16 protein-coding genes are annotated in these 16,230 nt (G+C 61.8%); 10 read left to right on the forward strand and 6 right to left on the reverse strand.

Annotated elements, in window-relative coordinates; all coding sequences use genetic code 11:
• Window positions 1-55: 55 nt before the first annotated feature.
• Window positions 56-813 (forward strand): IS5 family transposase gene (locus HMPREF0326_RS16525; protein WP_147568360.1). Its coding sequence is split into 2 segments (ribosomal slippage): window positions 56-380 and window positions 380-813, totalling 759 coding nucleotides; the frame shifts between segments, so codons are not numbered across the junction.
• A gap of 295 nt (window positions 814-1,108) precedes the next feature.
• Here the strand turns inward: HMPREF0326_RS16525 and HMPREF0326_RS01045 are convergent.
• The 4 genes from HMPREF0326_RS01045 to HMPREF0326_RS01060 form a co-directional block, all read right to left on the reverse strand.
• Window positions 1,109-1,936, reverse strand: coding sequence for a histidinol-phosphatase (locus HMPREF0326_RS01045; protein WP_008682071.1), 828 nt, complete (start codon window positions 1,934-1,936; stop codon window positions 1,109-1,111).
• Between the two features lie 137 nt (window positions 1,937-2,073).
• A complete protein-coding gene (locus HMPREF0326_RS01050; RefSeq protein ID WP_020990123.1) occupies window positions 2,074-2,997 on the reverse strand; it encodes a bifunctional riboflavin kinase/FAD synthetase in 924 nt (307 codons plus the stop codon).
• Window positions 2,998-3,347: 350 nt separating this feature from the next.
• Window positions 3,348-3,821 (reverse strand): hypothetical protein, encoded by a 474-nt coding sequence (locus HMPREF0326_RS01055; RefSeq protein ID WP_009302759.1) that lies wholly within the window; start codon window positions 3,819-3,821, stop codon window positions 3,348-3,350.
• Window positions 3,822-3,832: 11 nt separating this feature from the next.
• Window positions 3,833-5,458 carry a DEAD/DEAH box helicase gene (locus HMPREF0326_RS01060; RefSeq protein WP_008682076.1) on the reverse strand — a complete coding sequence of 542 codons (1,626 nt, stop codon included), beginning with the start codon at window positions 5,456-5,458 and terminating at the stop codon, window positions 3,833-3,835.
• A 328-nt stretch (window positions 5,459-5,786) separates the two neighbouring features.
• Between HMPREF0326_RS01060 and hisI the strand changes: the two genes are divergently transcribed.
• The 8 genes from hisI (at window position 5,787) to tyrS (ending at window position 13,301) form a co-directional block, all read left to right on the forward strand.
• On the forward strand, window positions 5,787-6,218 hold the full coding sequence (gene hisI / locus HMPREF0326_RS01065) for a phosphoribosyl-AMP cyclohydrolase (protein WP_008682078.1): 432 nt from the start codon (window positions 5,787-5,789) through the stop codon (window positions 6,216-6,218).
• On the forward strand, window positions 6,215-7,108 hold the full coding sequence (hisG, locus tag HMPREF0326_RS01070) for an ATP phosphoribosyltransferase (RefSeq protein WP_008682080.1): 894 nt from the start codon (window positions 6,215-6,217) through the stop codon (window positions 7,106-7,108). The genes hisI and hisG overlap by 4 nt, the downstream gene beginning before the upstream one ends.
• 167 nt (window positions 7,109-7,275) lie before the next feature.
• Entirely contained in the window at window positions 7,276-8,049 is a 774-nt protein-coding gene (locus HMPREF0326_RS01075; protein WP_008682082.1) for a YkgJ family cysteine cluster protein, read from the forward strand.
• A 347-nt stretch (window positions 8,050-8,396) separates the two neighbouring features.
• Window positions 8,397-9,662, forward strand: coding sequence for a sulfite exporter TauE/SafE family protein (locus HMPREF0326_RS01080; RefSeq protein ID WP_008682084.1), 1,266 nt, complete (start codon window positions 8,397-8,399; stop codon window positions 9,660-9,662).
• Between the two features lie 2 nt (window positions 9,663-9,664).
• Window positions 9,665-10,396, forward strand: coding sequence for a hypothetical protein (locus HMPREF0326_RS01085; protein ID WP_008682087.1), 732 nt, complete (start codon window positions 9,665-9,667; stop codon window positions 10,394-10,396).
• 119 nt (window positions 10,397-10,515) lie between these two features.
• Entirely contained in the window at window positions 10,516-11,406 is an 891-nt protein-coding gene (locus tag HMPREF0326_RS01090) for a hypothetical protein (protein WP_008682088.1), read from the forward strand.
• Window positions 11,407-11,665: 259 nt separating this feature from the next.
• A complete protein-coding gene (locus HMPREF0326_RS01095; protein WP_008682089.1) occupies window positions 11,666-11,914 on the forward strand; it encodes a hypothetical protein in 249 nt (82 codons plus the stop codon).
• A 190-nt stretch (window positions 11,915-12,104) separates the two neighbouring features.
• Window positions 12,105-13,301 carry a tyrosine--tRNA ligase gene (tyrS, locus tag HMPREF0326_RS01100; RefSeq protein ID WP_008682090.1) on the forward strand — a complete coding sequence of 399 codons (1,197 nt, stop codon included), beginning with the start codon at window positions 12,105-12,107 and terminating at the stop codon, window positions 13,299-13,301.
• Window positions 13,302-13,319: 18 nt separating this feature from the next.
• Here the strand turns inward: tyrS and HMPREF0326_RS15750 are convergent, their stop codons facing one another.
• Entirely contained in the window at window positions 13,320-13,730 is a 411-nt protein-coding gene (locus tag HMPREF0326_RS15750) for an integrase core domain-containing protein (protein WP_198005339.1), read from the reverse strand.
• Here HMPREF0326_RS15750 and HMPREF0326_RS01105 point away from each other — a divergent pair.
• Window positions 13,729-15,498: a hypothetical protein gene (locus HMPREF0326_RS01105; protein WP_008682091.1), complete on the forward strand. Its 1,770-nt coding sequence runs from the start codon at window positions 13,729-13,731 to the stop codon at window positions 15,496-15,498. The two genes, HMPREF0326_RS15750 and HMPREF0326_RS01105, sit on opposite strands and share 2 nt — an antisense overlap.
• 27 nt (window positions 15,499-15,525) lie before the next feature.
• On the opposite strand, the gene HMPREF0326_RS01110 is transcribed toward HMPREF0326_RS01105, so the two are convergent.
• On the reverse strand, window positions 15,526-16,218 hold the full coding sequence (locus HMPREF0326_RS01110; RefSeq protein ID WP_008682093.1) for an aspartate/glutamate racemase family protein: 693 nt from the start codon (window positions 16,216-16,218) through the stop codon (window positions 15,526-15,528).
• Window positions 16,219-16,230: the final 12 nt, after the last annotated feature.

Raw genomic sequence — 16,230 nt, forward strand, 5'->3', positions numbered from 1 at the left:
CCTAGGGCCCGTTAACACTATTTGACAAAGAGCGAGTATTCCGTAAGAATGTCTTATGCAAATTACTCGCGAACAATATGAGAGAATCGCTGACTGCTTCCCGCGCCAAAGAGGTAATGTCCATTTTGACAATCTCCAGGTGTTGAATGCGATTCTGTACGTTGCGGAGCATGGGTGTAAATGGCGTGGACTGCCGAAAAATTTTGGCTGTTGGCACAGCATCTACACGCGCATGAACCGCTGGAGCAAGAACGGAGTTCTTGACCGTATATTTGAACGCCTTCAACAAGAGCAGATACTCCGCCTTAAAATAGAAGCAGTTTCTCTCGACAGTACTATTGGTAAGGTTCATCCCGATGGAACAGGGGCCTTAAAAAAACAGGTCCGCAGTCCATCGGAAAGTCCAGAGGCGGCTGGACGACCAAGCTTTATATGGTTGCCGCGAATGCTGAATGCGCGTTGAATTTCAGCCTCACTCCCGGCAACGCCGGCGATGCCCCCGAGGGGCGCAGGCTGCTTGTCCAGTTGGGGCCGATGCCAGCGCCGTGCAGCTTGCTTATGGATGGCGCATATGAGGGTAATGAAACGACTCGCTTGGGACGTGAGTTGGGCTTCACTCCGGTGGTGCCGCCCAATCCCAACCGACTGAAACCGTGGGAGTATGACAAAGAGCTATACAAAAGACGTAATGAGGTAGAACGGCTTTTCAGGAGGCTCAAAGGCTTCCGCCGTGTTTTTACTCGCTTCGATAAGCTCGATGTCATGTTCCTGGCCTTTGTCGTCTTTGCGTTAATTGTTATAGCTCTGAAATAGTGTTAACAGGCCCTAGAGCATTTCAACTTTGAAATGCCTAACGCCGAACACGGTGAGGCGCGCCGCGAAGACCGACCCGACGGGCGGCCCGTAGGGCCGTGCTTGCAGCCCAAAGGGCGTTCAGGCATCAAGAGCAACGCGGCGTGGATTGCGGCAAAACGACCGGCGGCAGCCCGAAGGGCTGTCCCCGTAGACGATAACGGGGCCGCACGGGGATCGACAGCAGCGATAAACGGGATTTTGCCGGAATGAACCCTTTGGAACATGGGAGTTTCAAAGGCGAGCTGCTCTCGGCTCAAAAAGGCAGAAAACGCGGCTTGCGGTCCACAAAAATCACGCTTTGCGCATAGCCGAAAGAACGGGCGTACGCCGCCAGTCGGTCGAAGCCGAAGGCCACGTCCGCCGTGGCATGAGCGTCCGAACCGAAGCTGATGTTCACGCCCAGTTCGGCGGCCAGGCGCATAATGGGCGGGGCCGGATAGGGTTCGGCGAAGTCCTTGCGCAGACCCGCCGAGGACACTTCCAGGGCCACGCCGGTTTCACGCATGGCGGCCAGGGTTTCGCGGATCAGGTCCAGGCTGCCCGGCACGGCCAGCCAGGCGTGGAAGCTCTCCCAGCAGCGCACCTTGATGAAGTCCGGGTGAGCCACGATGTTCATCAGGCCGCTGCGGACCATGGCCGTCATCTCCCGGTAATAGGCCGCGAAACGCCTGTAACGTTCCTCCTCGCTCTCACCCCGGCCCCAGTTTTTGGGTGACCCCACAGCCAGCATGCCCAGAAAGTGCAGACCGCCGATCACGTAGTCAAAAGGCCAGCGCGCCGCCAGCTCCCGCATATAGGACATGCGCGAGGGGATCCAGTCCAGCTCCATGCCCAGCAGTACGCGCGGGGCTCCCGGCAGGTGGAAAAGCTCCCGCAAGGCCAGTACTTCGTCGACATAGCCCGGAAAATCCCCGGCCAGGTCGCCATGATACAGCGGGCAGGCATAACCCGGCGGCAGGGGCGAATGCTCGGAAAAGCCGTACCAGTCCAGCCCCAGACGCCGCGCGGCCTCGTACATTTGCGCTGCCGAGGCCTCTCCGTGGGAGATGAGGGTGTGATTATGCACGTCAGCGAGAATCATGCCGCGCCTCCCGTCAGGCGTCTTCCTGATTTGGGGGAATGCTGATTACTGAAAATTTTTGTTCTCCGCACAACGCTTGGAGCCTGCGCCACAACGGCCAAAGCACGGCGAACTGCGGGCAAAGGGCAAAAAGACCATTAATCGGCCTTCTCCAGAATCCGTCGGGCTTCGGCCACGTCCTCGCCGATCCGGCGGGTGAGCTCCTCCACCGAGGCGAAGCGGCGCTCGCCGCGCAGCCGGGCCACGAACTCCAGGCGCACGCGCCGTCCGTACAGATCGGCCGAGGTATCCAGCAGAAAACTTTCCACAGTCACGTCCCGGCCCCCGAAGGTGGGCTTGCGCCCCACATTGGTCACGGCCTGATGCCAGGTTTCGTCCAGACGCACGCGGGCGGCGTAGACGCCTTCGGCGGGCAGCAGGGTTTCCGGCGGCAGCAGGTTGGCCGTGGGAAAACCCAGGCCGCCGCCGCGCCCCTCGCCGTGCACCACTTCGCCGGAAAAGCCGTAGCAGCGCCCCAGCAGGCGCGCGGCCTGCCAGACGTCGCCCCGGCTGATCAGGTCGCGCAGACGGGTGGAACTGACCACCGCGTCGTCCACAATGACCGGCGGCAACTGTTCCACCGCAAAGCCCCAGTCCGCGCCCAGGCTCCGTAACACTTCGGCATGGCCGCTGCGGCCCCGGCCCAGGGAAAAATCATAACCCACCACCAGACGGCGCAGATGCATGGGCAGCAGATAGCGGCGCACGAATTCCTCGGGCGTCAGGGCGGCCAGTTCCTGGGTGAAAGGCAGCTCCAGCACGTGCTCCACACCCAGGCCCGCCAGCAGTTCCAGCCGCCGTTCCCGGCTGGTCAGCGGGGCGTGGGGCTTGTGCGGGGAGACGACCAGACGCGGGTGCGGCCAGAAAGTCACCAGCACGCAGGCCAGATCATCCTGGCGGCAGACATCCAGAGTGCGGCGGATCAGGGCTTGGTGGCCTTTATGCACGCCGTCGAAGTTGCCGATGGTGACGCTGGCGCCCGTCAGGGAGCCCAGGCCGTCCACGGAATGTACAAGTTGCATAGGTCGCGTCAGTTCCGAGCGTTGTGAGGAAGGGAACGAGTCTCCCGGGAGCAGAGCCCGTTTTCCCGACAGATGGATTTTGTTCCCTGGCAAGAAAACGGCCGATTACGGGCCGGGGATAGTACTCTTACGGTACAGCCCTGGCCCGTAATCGGCCGTTGACGCAGTCCAGGGGGCAAAATCCATCTGTCGGGAAAACGGGCTCTAGGGGCAGTTTCTAAATGAAGATTTTCGTTCTCTGCCAAGGAAGGCGAGTCTTGGGCGGAGGGAGTATATTCAAACATATTCGACCTTCGCACTGGGCGAGCCTGACGCTGGCAGAGGGGGAAAGGACAATTTAGAAACTGCCCCTAAATCAATCTGTCGAAAATAATTTTGTACGCCCTGCGAATATGCAGCACCAGCCTGAGGGTCAGGCTGCGGGCCTGCTTTTCATCCTGCACGGAAAAAGAGCCCAGATGCCGGGCCACATCGCTGAAATCCGCGTCGCCCTTGGGCTGAAGCATGCCCCAGTACTGCTGGGCTCGCTCCATGATCCGGGCGCTGAGCTTGTCCGGATGGGCAATACGGTAGGCATGCAAAAACGTGGCGAAAATATGCTCCGCATCCTGCGGGAAGGAACTGGACAGGGCCAGACGCCAGAGGGCCATGTACAGGCCGCGCCATTCCACCAGCATCTGGCGGCGGCGCATGAACTGCATGCGGCCGATGCCCATGAGCTCCAGCTCGGCCGTGAAGTCAGCGTCCTCCAACAGGGCCGCGAAATTCTCCAGAGCCTCCTGCACAACGCTCTTGTCGTCAAACACTTCCGCAACGTTTTGCATAGGCCTTCCGTTCAGCTTTCCGCCCCGGCGTCGCTGTCGCCGCCGTCCTTGCGCCTGCGCGGCGAACGCCGACGGCGTTTGCGGCTGCCGTCATGCGGCTCGGCCTCACTGCGGCCGGCGGCATCGACGCGGGAACGCGGGGCATCCCCGGCATCATTCTTTCGCCTGGCGGGCACGGGCTCGCTGTCGGGAAAGCGGTTTTCGTGCAGGCTCTGCTGATGGCAGGCGTCCAGCAGCATGGCCAGCAGCTGGACGTCGTCCTCTTCCTCGCTCTGTTGGGCGAGTTCGCGCGCCAGGGCCGCGTAGCGGGCCACGCGCACGCGTTCCAGGCCGGTGAGCGTGCGGAAGCGCGCCTCCAGAATGGCGGTCAGGCGCGTGCCCGCCACCTTGGCCACGTCTTCGTCCGTGGGCAGGGGCAGTTCCATGAGCCCGATCTTGTAATGCTTGGCGATGCGCTCCAGCTCCATGCGCTGCATCACGTCCACCAGGGAAATCACCGTACCCGCGGCCCCGGCGCGCCCCGTGCGCCCGGCGCGGTGGATGTAGCTTTCATGGTCCTCCGGCGGCTCATAAAGAAAGACGTGCGACAGGGCCGGAATATCAATGCCCCGCGCGGCCACGTCCGTAGCCACCAGATATTGCAGGCGGCCCTTGCGGATTTTGTCCAGCACGGCCTCGCGCCTGTTCTGCGAAAGATCCGCCGAAAGCTCGTCGGCGCTGTAGCCGAAGCCCTGGAGCACGCCGGTCACATAGTGCACATTGGCCTTGGTGTTGCAGAAAATAATGGCTGAAGCCGGATTTTCCGTTTCCAGCAGGCGTACCAGGGCCCTGTCCTTGTCCATTGGCTTGACCTCGCAGAAGAGGTGCTGGACCTCGGCCACATGGACCTCTTTCTGGGACAGGGAAAGCAGGGCCGGTTCCGACATGAACTCGGCGGCCAGCTTGAGCACGTGCGGCGGATACGTGGCGGAAAACAGGCAGGTGTGGATGCGCTTTTTGGGCAGATAGCGCTGCACTTCCTTCATGTCCGGGTAAAAACCGATGGACAGCATGCGGTCGGCCTCGTCAAAGACCAGCACACGCAAGTCCTTGAGGTCCAGCGTGCGGCGCAGCAGGTGGTCCAGCACGCGGCCCGGCGTGCCCACAATGACCTGGGCCCCCTCGCGCAGGGCGTCCATCTGTTTTTTGTAGCCCACGCCGCCGTACACGGCCACGGTCCGGATGCCGGTATCCGCGAAAATCACGGCGGCCTCGCGTTCCACCTGCACGGCCAGCTCACGCGTGGGAGCGAGCACCAGGGCCTGCGGGGCCTTGAGTTCCGGATCCAGGCGGGGCAGCATGGGCAGCAGATAGCAGCCGGTCTTGCCGCTGCCCGTGCGTGACTGGACCATGATGTCCCGCCCTTCCAGCAGATAGGGCAAAGCCAGGGATTGCACCGGCATCAGGCTCTGCCAGCCCGCGCGGGCACAAGCCGCGTGCATGGCTTCAGGCAGGTCGGCCAGGCCGACTTTGGGCAGGGCGTTTTCCGGCTCACTGACGGAGAGTTCCTCCGTGGCGAGGGGAGCGGCGTCTTCCGCCGGTTCCGGGGCGGAAACGTCCGCGTCGGGCATTGTGGTATCGGAGAGATCTTCTGACATATGTCATCCCGGCGGAATAAAACCGCCTTAGTATAAAGATATTGTCAACAAGTTATAATGCCATAAACCACACTTTTCCGCAAGGTTCACCATGCGGACGGCAAAAGGGCGCATCCCCGCCGGGGAGGAGAGGCGCGCGAATAAGACGCGCGGCTTGCCTCCGCCGTCGATTGCGGATAAATTCAGCCCGCCGCGCGGGTGGGCACATTATGTGCCGTAGCCGCTCCGCAAGGATTTGTCCGCAAATCCTCGCCGCGAAACGCGAGCGGACGGGCTTTGCCGTCGTGAACGAGCATCTCAAGTGTTACATGCTCCAAGGAGAACATCCATGTCCAGTCAGCAGTCTTGCCGGCACGGGGAAAATGCCCCGGCTGACTTCGCGCCCGACTTCAGCAAGGGCCTTGTGCCCGCCATCGCCCAGGACCAGGCCACGGGCGAGGTGCTCATGCTGGCCTATATGAACGAGGAGGCCTGGCGCAAGACCTTGGAGACCGGCGAGGCTCACTACTGGAGCCGCAGCCGCAAGGAACTCTGGCACAAGGGCGGCACGTCCGGCCATGTCCAGAAGGTGCGCTCCCTGCGTCTGGACTGCGACAGCGACACCGTGCTGCTGCTCATCGAGCAGGTGGGCGGCGCGGCCTGCCACAGCGGGCGGCGCTCCTGCTTTTACCGGGAATGGGAGGACGGAGCCGTGACCGTCTGTTCGCCCCAGGTGTTCGATCCCCAAAAAGTTTACGGCGGAGAAAGGAAATCCTCATGAGCGCGCAGACGCAGCCGATCATCAAACTGGGCGTGCCCAAGGGCTCGCTGGAAGAAGCCACCATCAATCTTTTCGAACGCGCGGGCTGGAAAATCCGCAAGCACACCCGCAACTATTTCCCGGACATCAACGATCCGGAAATCGCGGCCTCGCTCTGCCGCGTGCAGGAAATCGGCGGCTATATCGAAGCCGGGGTGCTGGATGTGGGCATTACCGGCCTGGACTGGCTGTCCGAGCGCGGGCATGAGGACAAGGTGGCGCGCATCGCGGACCTGGTCTATTCCAAAACCTCCAACCGGCCCTGCCGCTGGGTGCTGGCCGTGGCCGGGGATTCGCCCTATACCCGCGCCGCCGACCTGGCCGGAAAACGCATCGCCACGGAGCTGGAAGGCCTGACCCGCCGTTATTTCGCCAAAGCGGGCGTGGATGTGGATGTCTTCTACTCCTGGGGGGCCACCGAGGCCAAGGTGGTGGAAGGACTGGCCGACGGCATTGTGGAAGTGACCGAGACCGGCACCACCATCCGCGCGCACGGGCTCAGAATCATCGACGAGGTCATGGTCTCCTACCCGGTGCTCATTGCCAACAAGGAGGCCTGGGCGGACCCGCGCAAGCGGGCCAAGATCGAACAGCTCACCCTGCTTTTGCAGGGCGCGCTGCGCGCCGAAAACCTGGTGGCCATCAAGATGAACGCCCCCGCGGCCCATCTGGACGCCATCCTGGAAATGCTGCCCTCGCTCAATTCGCCCACGGTATCGCCTCTGCGCGACGGGCGCTGGCTGTCCGTGGAAACAGTGGTGGAGATCGGTATTGTGCGCGATCTCATCCCGCGCCTGCGCGAAGCCGGGGCCGAGGGCATTATTGAATACGCGTTGAACAAGGTCATCTAGGGTAAAATCACTTCTCAACGTCAATCTGCTCCAGAGACTGTTAACGCTATGCCTTTTTGCCCGGCCCACGCCTGAAGCAAAGCCGGTTTTTCCGGAAAATCCCGCCGGACGCAATGCCGGACACTGCGAAGAAGATGCGCCCGCCTTGAGCGCGCAAAGGAGATTTCATGGAGACCGATGAAAGCCGCGAACTTCTGGAAAGCCTGCCCGAGCTCCAGGCGGACGAGACCTTCTGTTTTGACTGCAATCCACAGGTGCCCTGCTTCAACCGCTGCTGCGCGGAGCTGACCCTGCCGCTCACGCCTTATGACGTACTGCGCCTGCGCCGCCACATGGGCATTACCAGTGAGGAATTCCTGAATACCTTCGCCATCATGCGCTCCTTTCCGGACACGGGCTTTCCCCTGCCCATGCTGCGCATGCTCCAGGGCCCCGGCGAGCCCTGCCCCTTTGTGGGCCCGGCGGGCTGTTCGGTCTATGAGGACCGGCCCGGCGCCTGCCGCTGCTACCCGCTGGGGCGCGGCACCAAGATGGCCGAGAACGGGGTGGCCGAACGCTTTTTCGTGGTGCGCGAGCCCCATTGCCACGGCTTTGACCAGGGCACGCAGCGCACGGCGCGCCAGTGGTTCGAGGACCAGAGCCTTTCGGAATACAACGCGGCCAACGATCGCTACATGCGGCTCATGGCCCTGGTGCGGGCCACCGGCAAGCCGCTGGAAGCGCGCCTGGCGACCATGAGCGTGCTCTGCCTCTACCAGTTGGACAAATTCCGCGAGCTCATCACCCATATGCGCATTTTTGAACATGTGGACATTGACGCTGCGCGCCGGGCCGCCATCATGGAGGACAGCCCGGCCGGCGACGTGGCCGCTCTGGAGTTCGGTCTGGATTGGATGGAGCTGATAATCTTCGGCAAAAGCCAGGGCCTGAACAAAAAATAGCTACGCCGGTTTCAACGCGGCAAACGCTTGCGAAAAACCGCCGGGCCTTTTGTCCCGGCGGTTTTTCGCGTTTCCGGGCCCGGCCCGCGTCCGCCCGGCAACGGCCTTGTTTATCGCGCTCGTGACAAATTTCTTTTACAAGATAAAAAAAATCTGCTAATCGGAAGTTGTGCGGACCAATCCATGCCGTTCTTTTTTGTATTATTTTTAATAATTTTAAATAGTTATGGCATGAGAAACTCAAAAACACGCGCTTGAGGCGGCGCTGTTTTTCCGTTCCGCGCGGCCCTGTTGTCTGTGCCCATATCCCCGGCCGCCCACCGGCCACAATCGCACGGGAGGAGCGTATGAGTTTTGGCAGGCAAGTGTATGATTTTCTATTGAGCGGTTCACAGGCATACGCCAAATGGGATTTGGAGGTTTCAACCTCCATTCTCAGAAACCGCAAAAAACTGCTCATTCTGCTGGCGCTGGCCGTACCCATTCTGGCCGGTTGCCTGGCTGAAGCCTACGAGTACCACGAGATGCTCGGCGGCAAGAGCGCGTATGCTCCGGCCTTTTACACCACCACCATCTTTCTGGCCTCCATCGCCGTGGGTCTGGCCGCGGGCCTGATCACCGGCTGTATCGGCGCGGGCGGCGGCTTCATCATCACCCCGGCCCTGATGGCCGTGGGCGTTAAGGGCATTCTGGCCGTGGGCACGGACCTGTTTCACATTTTCGCCAAGGCCATCATGGGCACCACGGTGCACAAAAAGCTGGGCAACGTCTCGGCCAAACTGGCCATCGCCTTCCTGGTGGGTTCCATTGTGGGCACATTCATCGGCGGCGCCATCAACAAAGGCCTGTACAACGCCGATCCCCTGCTCTCCGAGCTGTTCATCAGCACCATTTACGCCGTGCTGCTGGGCTTCCTGGGCTTCTACGCCCTGTTCGACTTTCTGAAAGCCACGCGCGGCGGCAGCAAAGCGGCCAGCCAGAGCGCCCACGGCGGCAGCGCGGGCCTGACCAGCCTGTCCGTCAGAATGCAGAGCCTGACCGTGCCGCCCATGATCTCCTTCGACGAGGATCTGGTGCCCGGCGGGCGGCGCATCTCCGGCTGGATCGTGGCCGCCGGCGGCATGGTGGTGGGCCTGCTGGCCGCCATCATGGGCGTGGGCGGCGGTTTCGTGACCTTCCCCATGTTCGTCTACATTTTCGGCGTGTCCTCCATGACCACGGTGGGCACGGACATTCTGCAGATCATCTTCACCGCCGGTTTCGCCGCCGTGGGCCAGTACGCCATTTACGGCTACGTGTTCTACACCCTGGCCATCGGCATGCTGCTGGGCTCGCTGCTGGGCATCCAGGTCGGCGCGCTGACCACCAAGGTGGTCAAGGGCATCCATATCCGGGGCTTTTACGCCATTTCGATCATTGCCGGTTTCATCAACCGCGCGGCCACGCTGCCCAAAAAGCTTGTGGAGATGGAGGTGCTCCACTGGTCGCCCAGTGTGTGCAACATCATCCAGGACGTGGGCAATGTGGTCTTCTGGGTTGTGGTGGCCTTTTTCGGCATCTGGGTCTTCAGCAAATTCTTCCTTAATCTCGGCAAACTCAGAGGGGAGGCCTGATAATGCTTATTCACGAAAAAGGCCCCTTTATCCGGGGCAGCCTGTTGCTGATCTCTTTCCTTGTGCTTTTCGCCGTGCTGCTCACGCCCATCATGCGTGACGAGAACGGCAATCATCTGACCGGCCTGCAATACGCGGACAATGTCTTTAACGAACTCTCCAAGGGTTCGTCCTACTTCATTCCCGGCGTGCGCGAGAGCGTCAAGAGCGTGGACGGCAAGATGGTCCAGATGACGGTGACCATGAAAAAAGCCGCCCTGGCCCCCCTGGCCGTAGCCCTGCTGCAAAAGTCCGGCGCCACCGAGGCCGTGGCCGACGGCGGCAAGGTGAGCTTCAAGGGCGACCTGGGCCTGATCCTGACTTCCGCCACGGACGACGCGGACGCGCTGTACCACAACAACGCCGACGCCGTGAGCCAGAAATACGGCGGCGAACCGGCCCTCAAAGTCGCGGCCGCCTGGTGGTACCTGCTGTCGCCGAGCATCAAGGAACTCCAGAAGCAGCGCCTGTTCGGGGAGGCCCAGGTGGTGGATCACGTCCTGCGCCGCGCCGTGGAACCGGGCAATAACTTCTATAGCGTGGCTCCGGCCAAGGTTTCCGAGCACGTCTGGCTGATGAGCGGCATGCTGCTCTTCTACGTGCTGTACACCCTCTGGTACGGTTTCTCCATCTTCGAGCTCTTTGAGGGCATCGGCCTGGCCATGACCAAGTCCAAGGTCAAGCAGGAAAGCTGATCAGCCCTGTTCCCCAGCTCTTTTGTCGGCCGCAACGCACTGTCGTTGCGGCCGCTTTTATTGACGGAAGCCGCGCCGCTGCCTATTATTACCCACAGAGGGAACAGCGTGGAAAAACTATGAATACCCAAAAGATGGAATCATACAGCCTGTGGCGGCCCAACAGCTTCGAAGTTTTTCAGGAAGCCCGCCGCCAGAACGCGCGGATCAGACTCGGCTGCCATATGCGCATGGGCGGCGTTACGGCCGACGTGCTGCTGAAAGGCCAGTTCCTGGAAGTCACCGGCAGTGTCGCGCTGTTTGAAATCAAGGCGCATGAAACCCTGCCCGGCAAGAGCAAGCCCGTTGATCCCGCCTGCGAATTCTCTTTCAGCCTTGATCAGGACGCCCCCTCCGGAACCATTGAAAAAATGGGCTATTCCGGCCGGGCCTCCATTCTGGAAAACCGGCCGGACGAGGACGGCATGCCGCAAAAGCTGCTGCTGCGCCTTTCCCGGCAGTATGTCACCCGCCGCCTGCGGCGGGACAAGCGCCTGGACTGGGAAGAGGAACATACCGGCCTGCTCGGCCTGCTGGTGATTGCCGACACGCCCGCCAACCGGCAGGACTTGAGCGCCCGGATCAAAGCTTATTACAAGCTGCACGGCGAAGAAAAACCGAATCTGGTCAATATCTCGGCGGGCGGCGCCTGCCTGTGCGTGGAGGAAGAGCTGGCGCGCAGGCCGCTCATGGCGCACGAGCTGTATCTTTTTCTTCTCGCGCCCAGAACCGCTGACCAGGGCGAGCCGCCTTATATCTTTACGGGCAAAAAAGTGGGCCTCAGTCGCGACATTTGCGAACAGGGCGCCGCACTGCGCATACGTTTTCTCTATGAGCTGGATTGGACCAAAAGCCCGTCCGCCCTGCACTGGACGGATATCGAATCTTCCGGCTCGGAGCGTCTGCGCCACCTCATCCGCGATCTGAACGATACCGTCGCCCCGGCGCAGGACCAGGCTGTGGGCCTTTAGAGCAGATTGACGTTGAGAATTGACATTCTCAACGTTGACGTTTCCGCAGCCCCGCGTTCCAGCGGTACGCGCCGTCGAGCCGCCTCCCGGCCCGACGGCGTTACATACCTTCCATGCGCTGCAGCGCTGCATCCCCCCGCCCGCTCCCGGCGTTGCCGTAAACCCTCCTGGCACCGGATTTGCATATTTCAGTGCGGCCGCCCGTGCGGGCGGAAAATTTGACCCCTGACCGCCGCGGCGGATATCTGGAGGATACGTCATGGAAATTTCCGGCATCAACTCTTCACTGCCCTTTGCGTTCACCATGCCCGACAAGGACGACTCCGGCTCCACCCCCGCCGCCGTGCAGGATACCGTGGACATCCGCGCGCCCCAGCTGCTGGAGGACGACGAAGTGGACGGCGTGCTGGACGACACCCTGAACATGATCGCCCAGGACAATGTGGGCGCCCTATCCGTACACGGGGGATTGAGCCAGAGTCGCGTGTTCGCGCTTCTCGGCCTGTAGAATCCCCTCTCCGCCATCCGCGTCGAACAAAATTCCTACAGTGGCGGCGGATTCTCACCATGTCTTCCGGTTTCCGTGAATTTGACACCGCCGCAGCCAAAAGGGTATCAGATTCCGTCTCCGCGCACGCGCCGCCGCTTTGGCGGCGCGTCCGACATTTTTTACCGCAGCTTGCAATAAGGATACGGCGATGACGGATATTGATCGGCAGATGGCCCTTATCAAACGCGGCGTGGCTGAACTGATCGACGAGGGCGAACTGCGCAAAAAGCTGGCGCGCGGCGTGCCCTTGCGCGTCAAGGTGGGCTTTGACCCCACAGCTCCGGACCTGCACCTCGGGCATACGGTGGTGATGCACAAGATGCGTCATTTCCAGGAGCTGGGGCACACGGTCATTTTTCTGATCGGCGATTTCACCGGCCGCATCGGCGACCCTTCGGGCCGTTCGGAAACCCGCCCCCCGCTGACGGAGGAACAGGTTCTGGCCAATGCCGAAACCTACAAGAAGCAGGTTTTCAAAATCCTGGACCCGGAAAAAACCCAGGTGGAATTCAACTCCCGCTGGCTGAGCAAGCTGGACGCCACGGGCTTCATCAAGCTGGCCTCCAGCTATACCGTGGCCCGCATGATGGAGCGCGACGACTTTGAAAAGCGCTTCCGCGAGCAGCGCCCCATTTCCATCCACGAATTTCTCTATCCGCTCTGCCAGGGCTTTGACTCGGTTTCGCTGAAAACCGACGTGGAAATGGGCGGTACGGACCAGAAGTTCAACCTGCTGGTGGGCCGCAACCTCCAGACCCATTACGGGCAGGAAAGCCAGTGCATTTTGACCATGCCCCTGCTGGAAGGCACGGACGGCGTGCGCAAGATGTCCAAGTCCTACGGCAACTACATCGGCATTGATGAGCCGCCGGCGGAAATTTTCGGCAAGGTCATGGGCGTGTCCGACGAGCTCATGTGGCGCTATTACGAGCTGCTTTCAGCCAAAAGCCTGGAAGAGATCTCGGCCCTGAAGCGGGATGTGGCCGAAGGCCGCGTGCATCCCAAGGCCGCCAAGGAAGCCCTGGCCCATGAAATGGTCAGCCGCTACCACAGCGGGAAGGACGCCGATGAGGCCCGCCAGGGCTTCAACGCGGTGTTCGCGGACGGCGGCGTGCCCGCCGACGCGCCCTCCCTCTCCTGCCAATACGGCGAGGACAGCACGCCCCCGGCCTTTCTGGAGGCCGCCGGGCTGGTCAAGAGCCGGGGCGAGGCCAAGCGTCTGATCAAGGAAGGCGCGCTCTCGGTGGACGGTCAGCGTTGCGACGACGCGCTGGCCCCGCTGCCCGCCGGAGATTATGTGATCAAACTGGGCAAAAAACGCTTTCTGAAACTCAACGTGTGCTAGGTGTAGAGTGTCAACACGTTATTCACCCTCCGTTATCGCTAACGTCGGAGGTTTTCTGCCAAAAGCACTGTGGGGACGCTGAAAATTGTAATATTCTGTCCAGACAGGCAAATGGGCTGTTCTTTTCCATGAGTGGGCGTACGTTTGCGCGTATGCCCACTCTTTTAATGCCGTTCGGATGAAGCGTTCCGCCTTGCCGTTGGTTTGTGGATGACAAGGCCGCGTTCGCTTATGCTTCACGCCAAGTTCCCGGCAAACATCACGAAATTTCCAGGGCTTGTAACAAACCCCGTTGTCTGTGAGCACTCGCTCCACTTTGATGCCGTGTGAGACATACCAGGCAATCGCAAACCATAAAAATTTTATGGCGCTTTCCGCTGTCTCGTCAGCAAGTATCGCGGTATACGCGGCTCTGGAGACATCATCCATGCAAACATGCAAATATTCCCAACCCGGCCCGCGCGCTGCCTTTGTTGCGGCCGGACTGGCTTTGCTGGCCTGTCTGCTGGCCGTCGGCATACAACCCTCGGCCGCCGGGCCGGACGCTCTCCCACAGAAGACTGACGTGGCGGCCCTGACCTGCCGCGACCTGGATGCGGACGGCCGTCCGCCGCTGCCGCTGCTCTGGCTGGACGGTTACGTCAGCGCGCAGATCGACTCCGACGACGTTTATCTGGAGTGGAACAACGGACGCTGGCAGATGCAAGCGCTCCCGATGTTGCACGCCCAGTGCCTTCGCACGCCGGACATGGCCCTGACCGAAGCCTGGAAAACGGCCATGTTGCACTTCCGTTCTCCGGACGAGCCGGGAAAAATCCATGGCACTCTGAATCTCGGGTACGCCACCTGGAACGACGCGCGTTCGCTGACCCGGAAGCAAGCTGCCCGACCGGAGGCTATCGCGGCTGTCCAGGAAAGCCTGTTTGCCGCCCTGCTCCTCTGGGGGGACGGTCACCGGGCCTTTAAGCACGGCGAAGGGCGCCCGCCCGACGTGGCTGAACTCCGTCCGATGGCCCGTGAACTCGCAGCCCTGTCCGCGCGCCTGCCCATTCTCGCATTGGGAGAGGCCCTTTACCTTGTGCGGGAATGGCCGGTGGAGCTGGCTGCCCTGACCTGCCGGGACACCGGCGGCGCGGCGGGCCGCGGCCGTTTTTTCTTTATGACAGGCAGATGGCTGAGCGGCTGGGCCGCCGCATGGCGGGAACGCGAACCCAATCCCGCTGCGGAGCGCGAAAAAACCGACGCGGATGCCACGGAACCGGAAGCCGGCAGCGCGTTTATTGACGCCTACTGCGCGCGGCATCCCGCAGTCCCGATAACGAGGGCCTGGCGGGATGCCGACGATGAAATCTGGCGCGCCGCCGAGGTCGGCAAGCGTTCCTGCGCGGATATTTTCCGTTACGGCCATGACGCCGTGGGCTGGCTGCTGTGGTGGGACGGCTACCAAAGCCACCCCTCCACGCGTCTGCCCGCGCCTGAAACGTTCGTGGCGCGAAGCGCGGCCATCCGTGCCTTTTGCGCGGCACATCCCCGAATGCCGTTTTCGGATGCGGCCCGCAAGGCCCTCGCGGCCTTGCCCCCAAGCACTACTCCGCCGGACCCGTTTCCCGCGCCCGGGATCGCCGCGTATGCGGATATAACAGAAAATACGGCCTTCCACGCGGACGCGCCGCAGCAGTACACGGGCATGGCGGCTCTGACCTGCCGGGAATGGGCGGAGGCGGAGACTGCCGTGAAATCCGTCCTGCCGCCCGAAATCTGGCTGGACGGCTACGTCAGCGCGCAGATGAATCTGGACTATGCGCCCGTGGGCTTGTGGCGCACCAAATACTTTGTCGCGGAACTGCCTCTTATTCTGGCCTCGCAGTGCCGCCGCACGCCAAGCATGGCCGTCACCGAGGCCTGGAAAACGGCCAAAATGCACGAAAGACAAGAGGCTAAGGCCTATCTGGGCGCGCCCTGCTCGGATCTGCTCAGATTGAACAAAAAACACGGCATAGATTTCAGAGCGTTGGCTTGCTGGTGGGACGGCTGGCGCGGCTGGCTGGAACGCGGGACATACCAAGAGGAACCGCAAGAAGCCGTAACGGATCGGGGCAGAGCCCTGGAAGCGGCCTGCAAAGCCAACCCCCGGAAGCCGCTCATGCAAATTCTTACCGGACTGCGGGGCCACGCCGCGCGGCCGGACGCGGAATAGCGCCGCCCCTTTTGGGAAAAGTTTGCCTCAGCTTTCCAGGGCCAGATTGGCGGCGGCGGTGGCGTGCAACACAGTGGTGTCGAAAAGAGGCAGTTCGGCGTCCTCGGGCCGCAGCAGCAGGCCGATTTCCGTGCAGCCCAGAATGACGCCACGCGCGCCACGCCCGGCCAGTCCGGCCATGGCCGCCTGAAACTTTTTCCGGGAATCCTCGCGAATCACGCCCAGGCAGAGCTCCTCGAAAATGACCTTGTTGATCATGTCGCGTTCCGGCGCGTCCGGAATCAGCACCTCAAGACCCTGCCGACGCAGCCTGCCGCAGTAAAAATCCTCTTCCATGGTGTAGCGCGTGCCCAGCAGGCCCACCGAGCGCAGGCCGCGCCCCAGGATTTCCGCGGCCGTGACGTCCGCGATGTGCAGCAGGGGAATGGAGACCGCCGCCTGAATCCGGTGGGCTACCTTGTGCATGGTGTTGGTGCAGATGACGATGAAATCCGCGCCGCCCTTTTCCAGGTTTTGCGCCGCCGCGCCCAGCAGCAGCGCGCTTCTGTCCCAGTCTCCGGCGGACTGGCAGGCCTCAATCTCCTGAAAATCCACGCTGTAGAGCAGGCAGCGGGCCGAATGCAGGCCGCCCAGGCGTTCCTTCACCACCGTGTTGACGATTCGGTAATAACTGACCGTGCTTTCCCAACTCATGCCGCCCAACAGGCCGATGGTCTTCATGCGCGCCTCCTT

The organism is Desulfovibrio sp. 3_1_syn3, from assembly GCF_000145315.2.
GTDB classification, from domain to species: domain Bacteria; phylum Desulfobacterota; class Desulfovibrionia; order Desulfovibrionales; family Desulfovibrionaceae; genus Desulfovibrio; species Desulfovibrio fairfieldensis.

Excerpts from the sequence above, each read along its gene's own strand:
- HMPREF0326_RS01045 (WP_008682071.1), bottom strand. The coding sequence starts at position 1,936 with ATGATTCTCGCTGACGTGCATAATCACACCCTCATCTCCCACGGAGAG.
- HMPREF0326_RS01050 (WP_020990123.1), bottom strand. The coding sequence starts at position 2,997 with ATGCAACTTGTACATTCCGTGGACGGCCTGGGCTCCCTGACGGGCGCC.
- HMPREF0326_RS01055 (WP_009302759.1), bottom strand. The coding sequence starts at position 3,821 with ATGCAAAACGTTGCGGAAGTGTTTGACGACAAGAGCGTTGTGCAGGAG.
- HMPREF0326_RS01060 (WP_008682076.1), bottom strand. The coding sequence starts at position 5,458 with ATGTCAGAAGATCTCTCCGATACCACAATGCCCGACGCGGACGTTTCC.
- hisI (WP_008682078.1), top strand. The coding sequence starts at position 5,787 with ATGTCCAGTCAGCAGTCTTGCCGGCACGGGGAAAATGCCCCGGCTGAC.
- hisG (WP_008682080.1), top strand. The coding sequence starts at position 6,215 with ATGAGCGCGCAGACGCAGCCGATCATCAAACTGGGCGTGCCCAAGGGC.
- HMPREF0326_RS01075 (WP_008682082.1), top strand. The coding sequence starts at position 7,276 with ATGGAGACCGATGAAAGCCGCGAACTTCTGGAAAGCCTGCCCGAGCTC.
- HMPREF0326_RS01080 (WP_008682084.1), top strand. The coding sequence starts at position 8,397 with ATGAGTTTTGGCAGGCAAGTGTATGATTTTCTATTGAGCGGTTCACAG.
- HMPREF0326_RS01085 (WP_008682087.1), top strand. The coding sequence starts at position 9,665 with ATGCTTATTCACGAAAAAGGCCCCTTTATCCGGGGCAGCCTGTTGCTG.
- HMPREF0326_RS01090 (WP_008682088.1), top strand. The coding sequence starts at position 10,516 with ATGAATACCCAAAAGATGGAATCATACAGCCTGTGGCGGCCCAACAGC.
- HMPREF0326_RS01095 (WP_008682089.1), top strand. The coding sequence starts at position 11,666 with ATGGAAATTTCCGGCATCAACTCTTCACTGCCCTTTGCGTTCACCATG.
- tyrS (WP_008682090.1), top strand. The coding sequence starts at position 12,105 with ATGACGGATATTGATCGGCAGATGGCCCTTATCAAACGCGGCGTGGCT.
- HMPREF0326_RS01105 (WP_008682091.1), top strand. The coding sequence starts at position 13,729 with ATGCAAACATGCAAATATTCCCAACCCGGCCCGCGCGCTGCCTTTGTT.
- HMPREF0326_RS15750 (WP_198005339.1), bottom strand. The coding sequence starts at position 13,730 with ATGGATGATGTCTCCAGAGCCGCGTATACCGCGATACTTGCTGACGAG.
- HMPREF0326_RS01110 (WP_008682093.1), bottom strand. The coding sequence starts at position 16,218 with ATGAAGACCATCGGCCTGTTGGGCGGCATGAGTTGGGAAAGCACGGTC.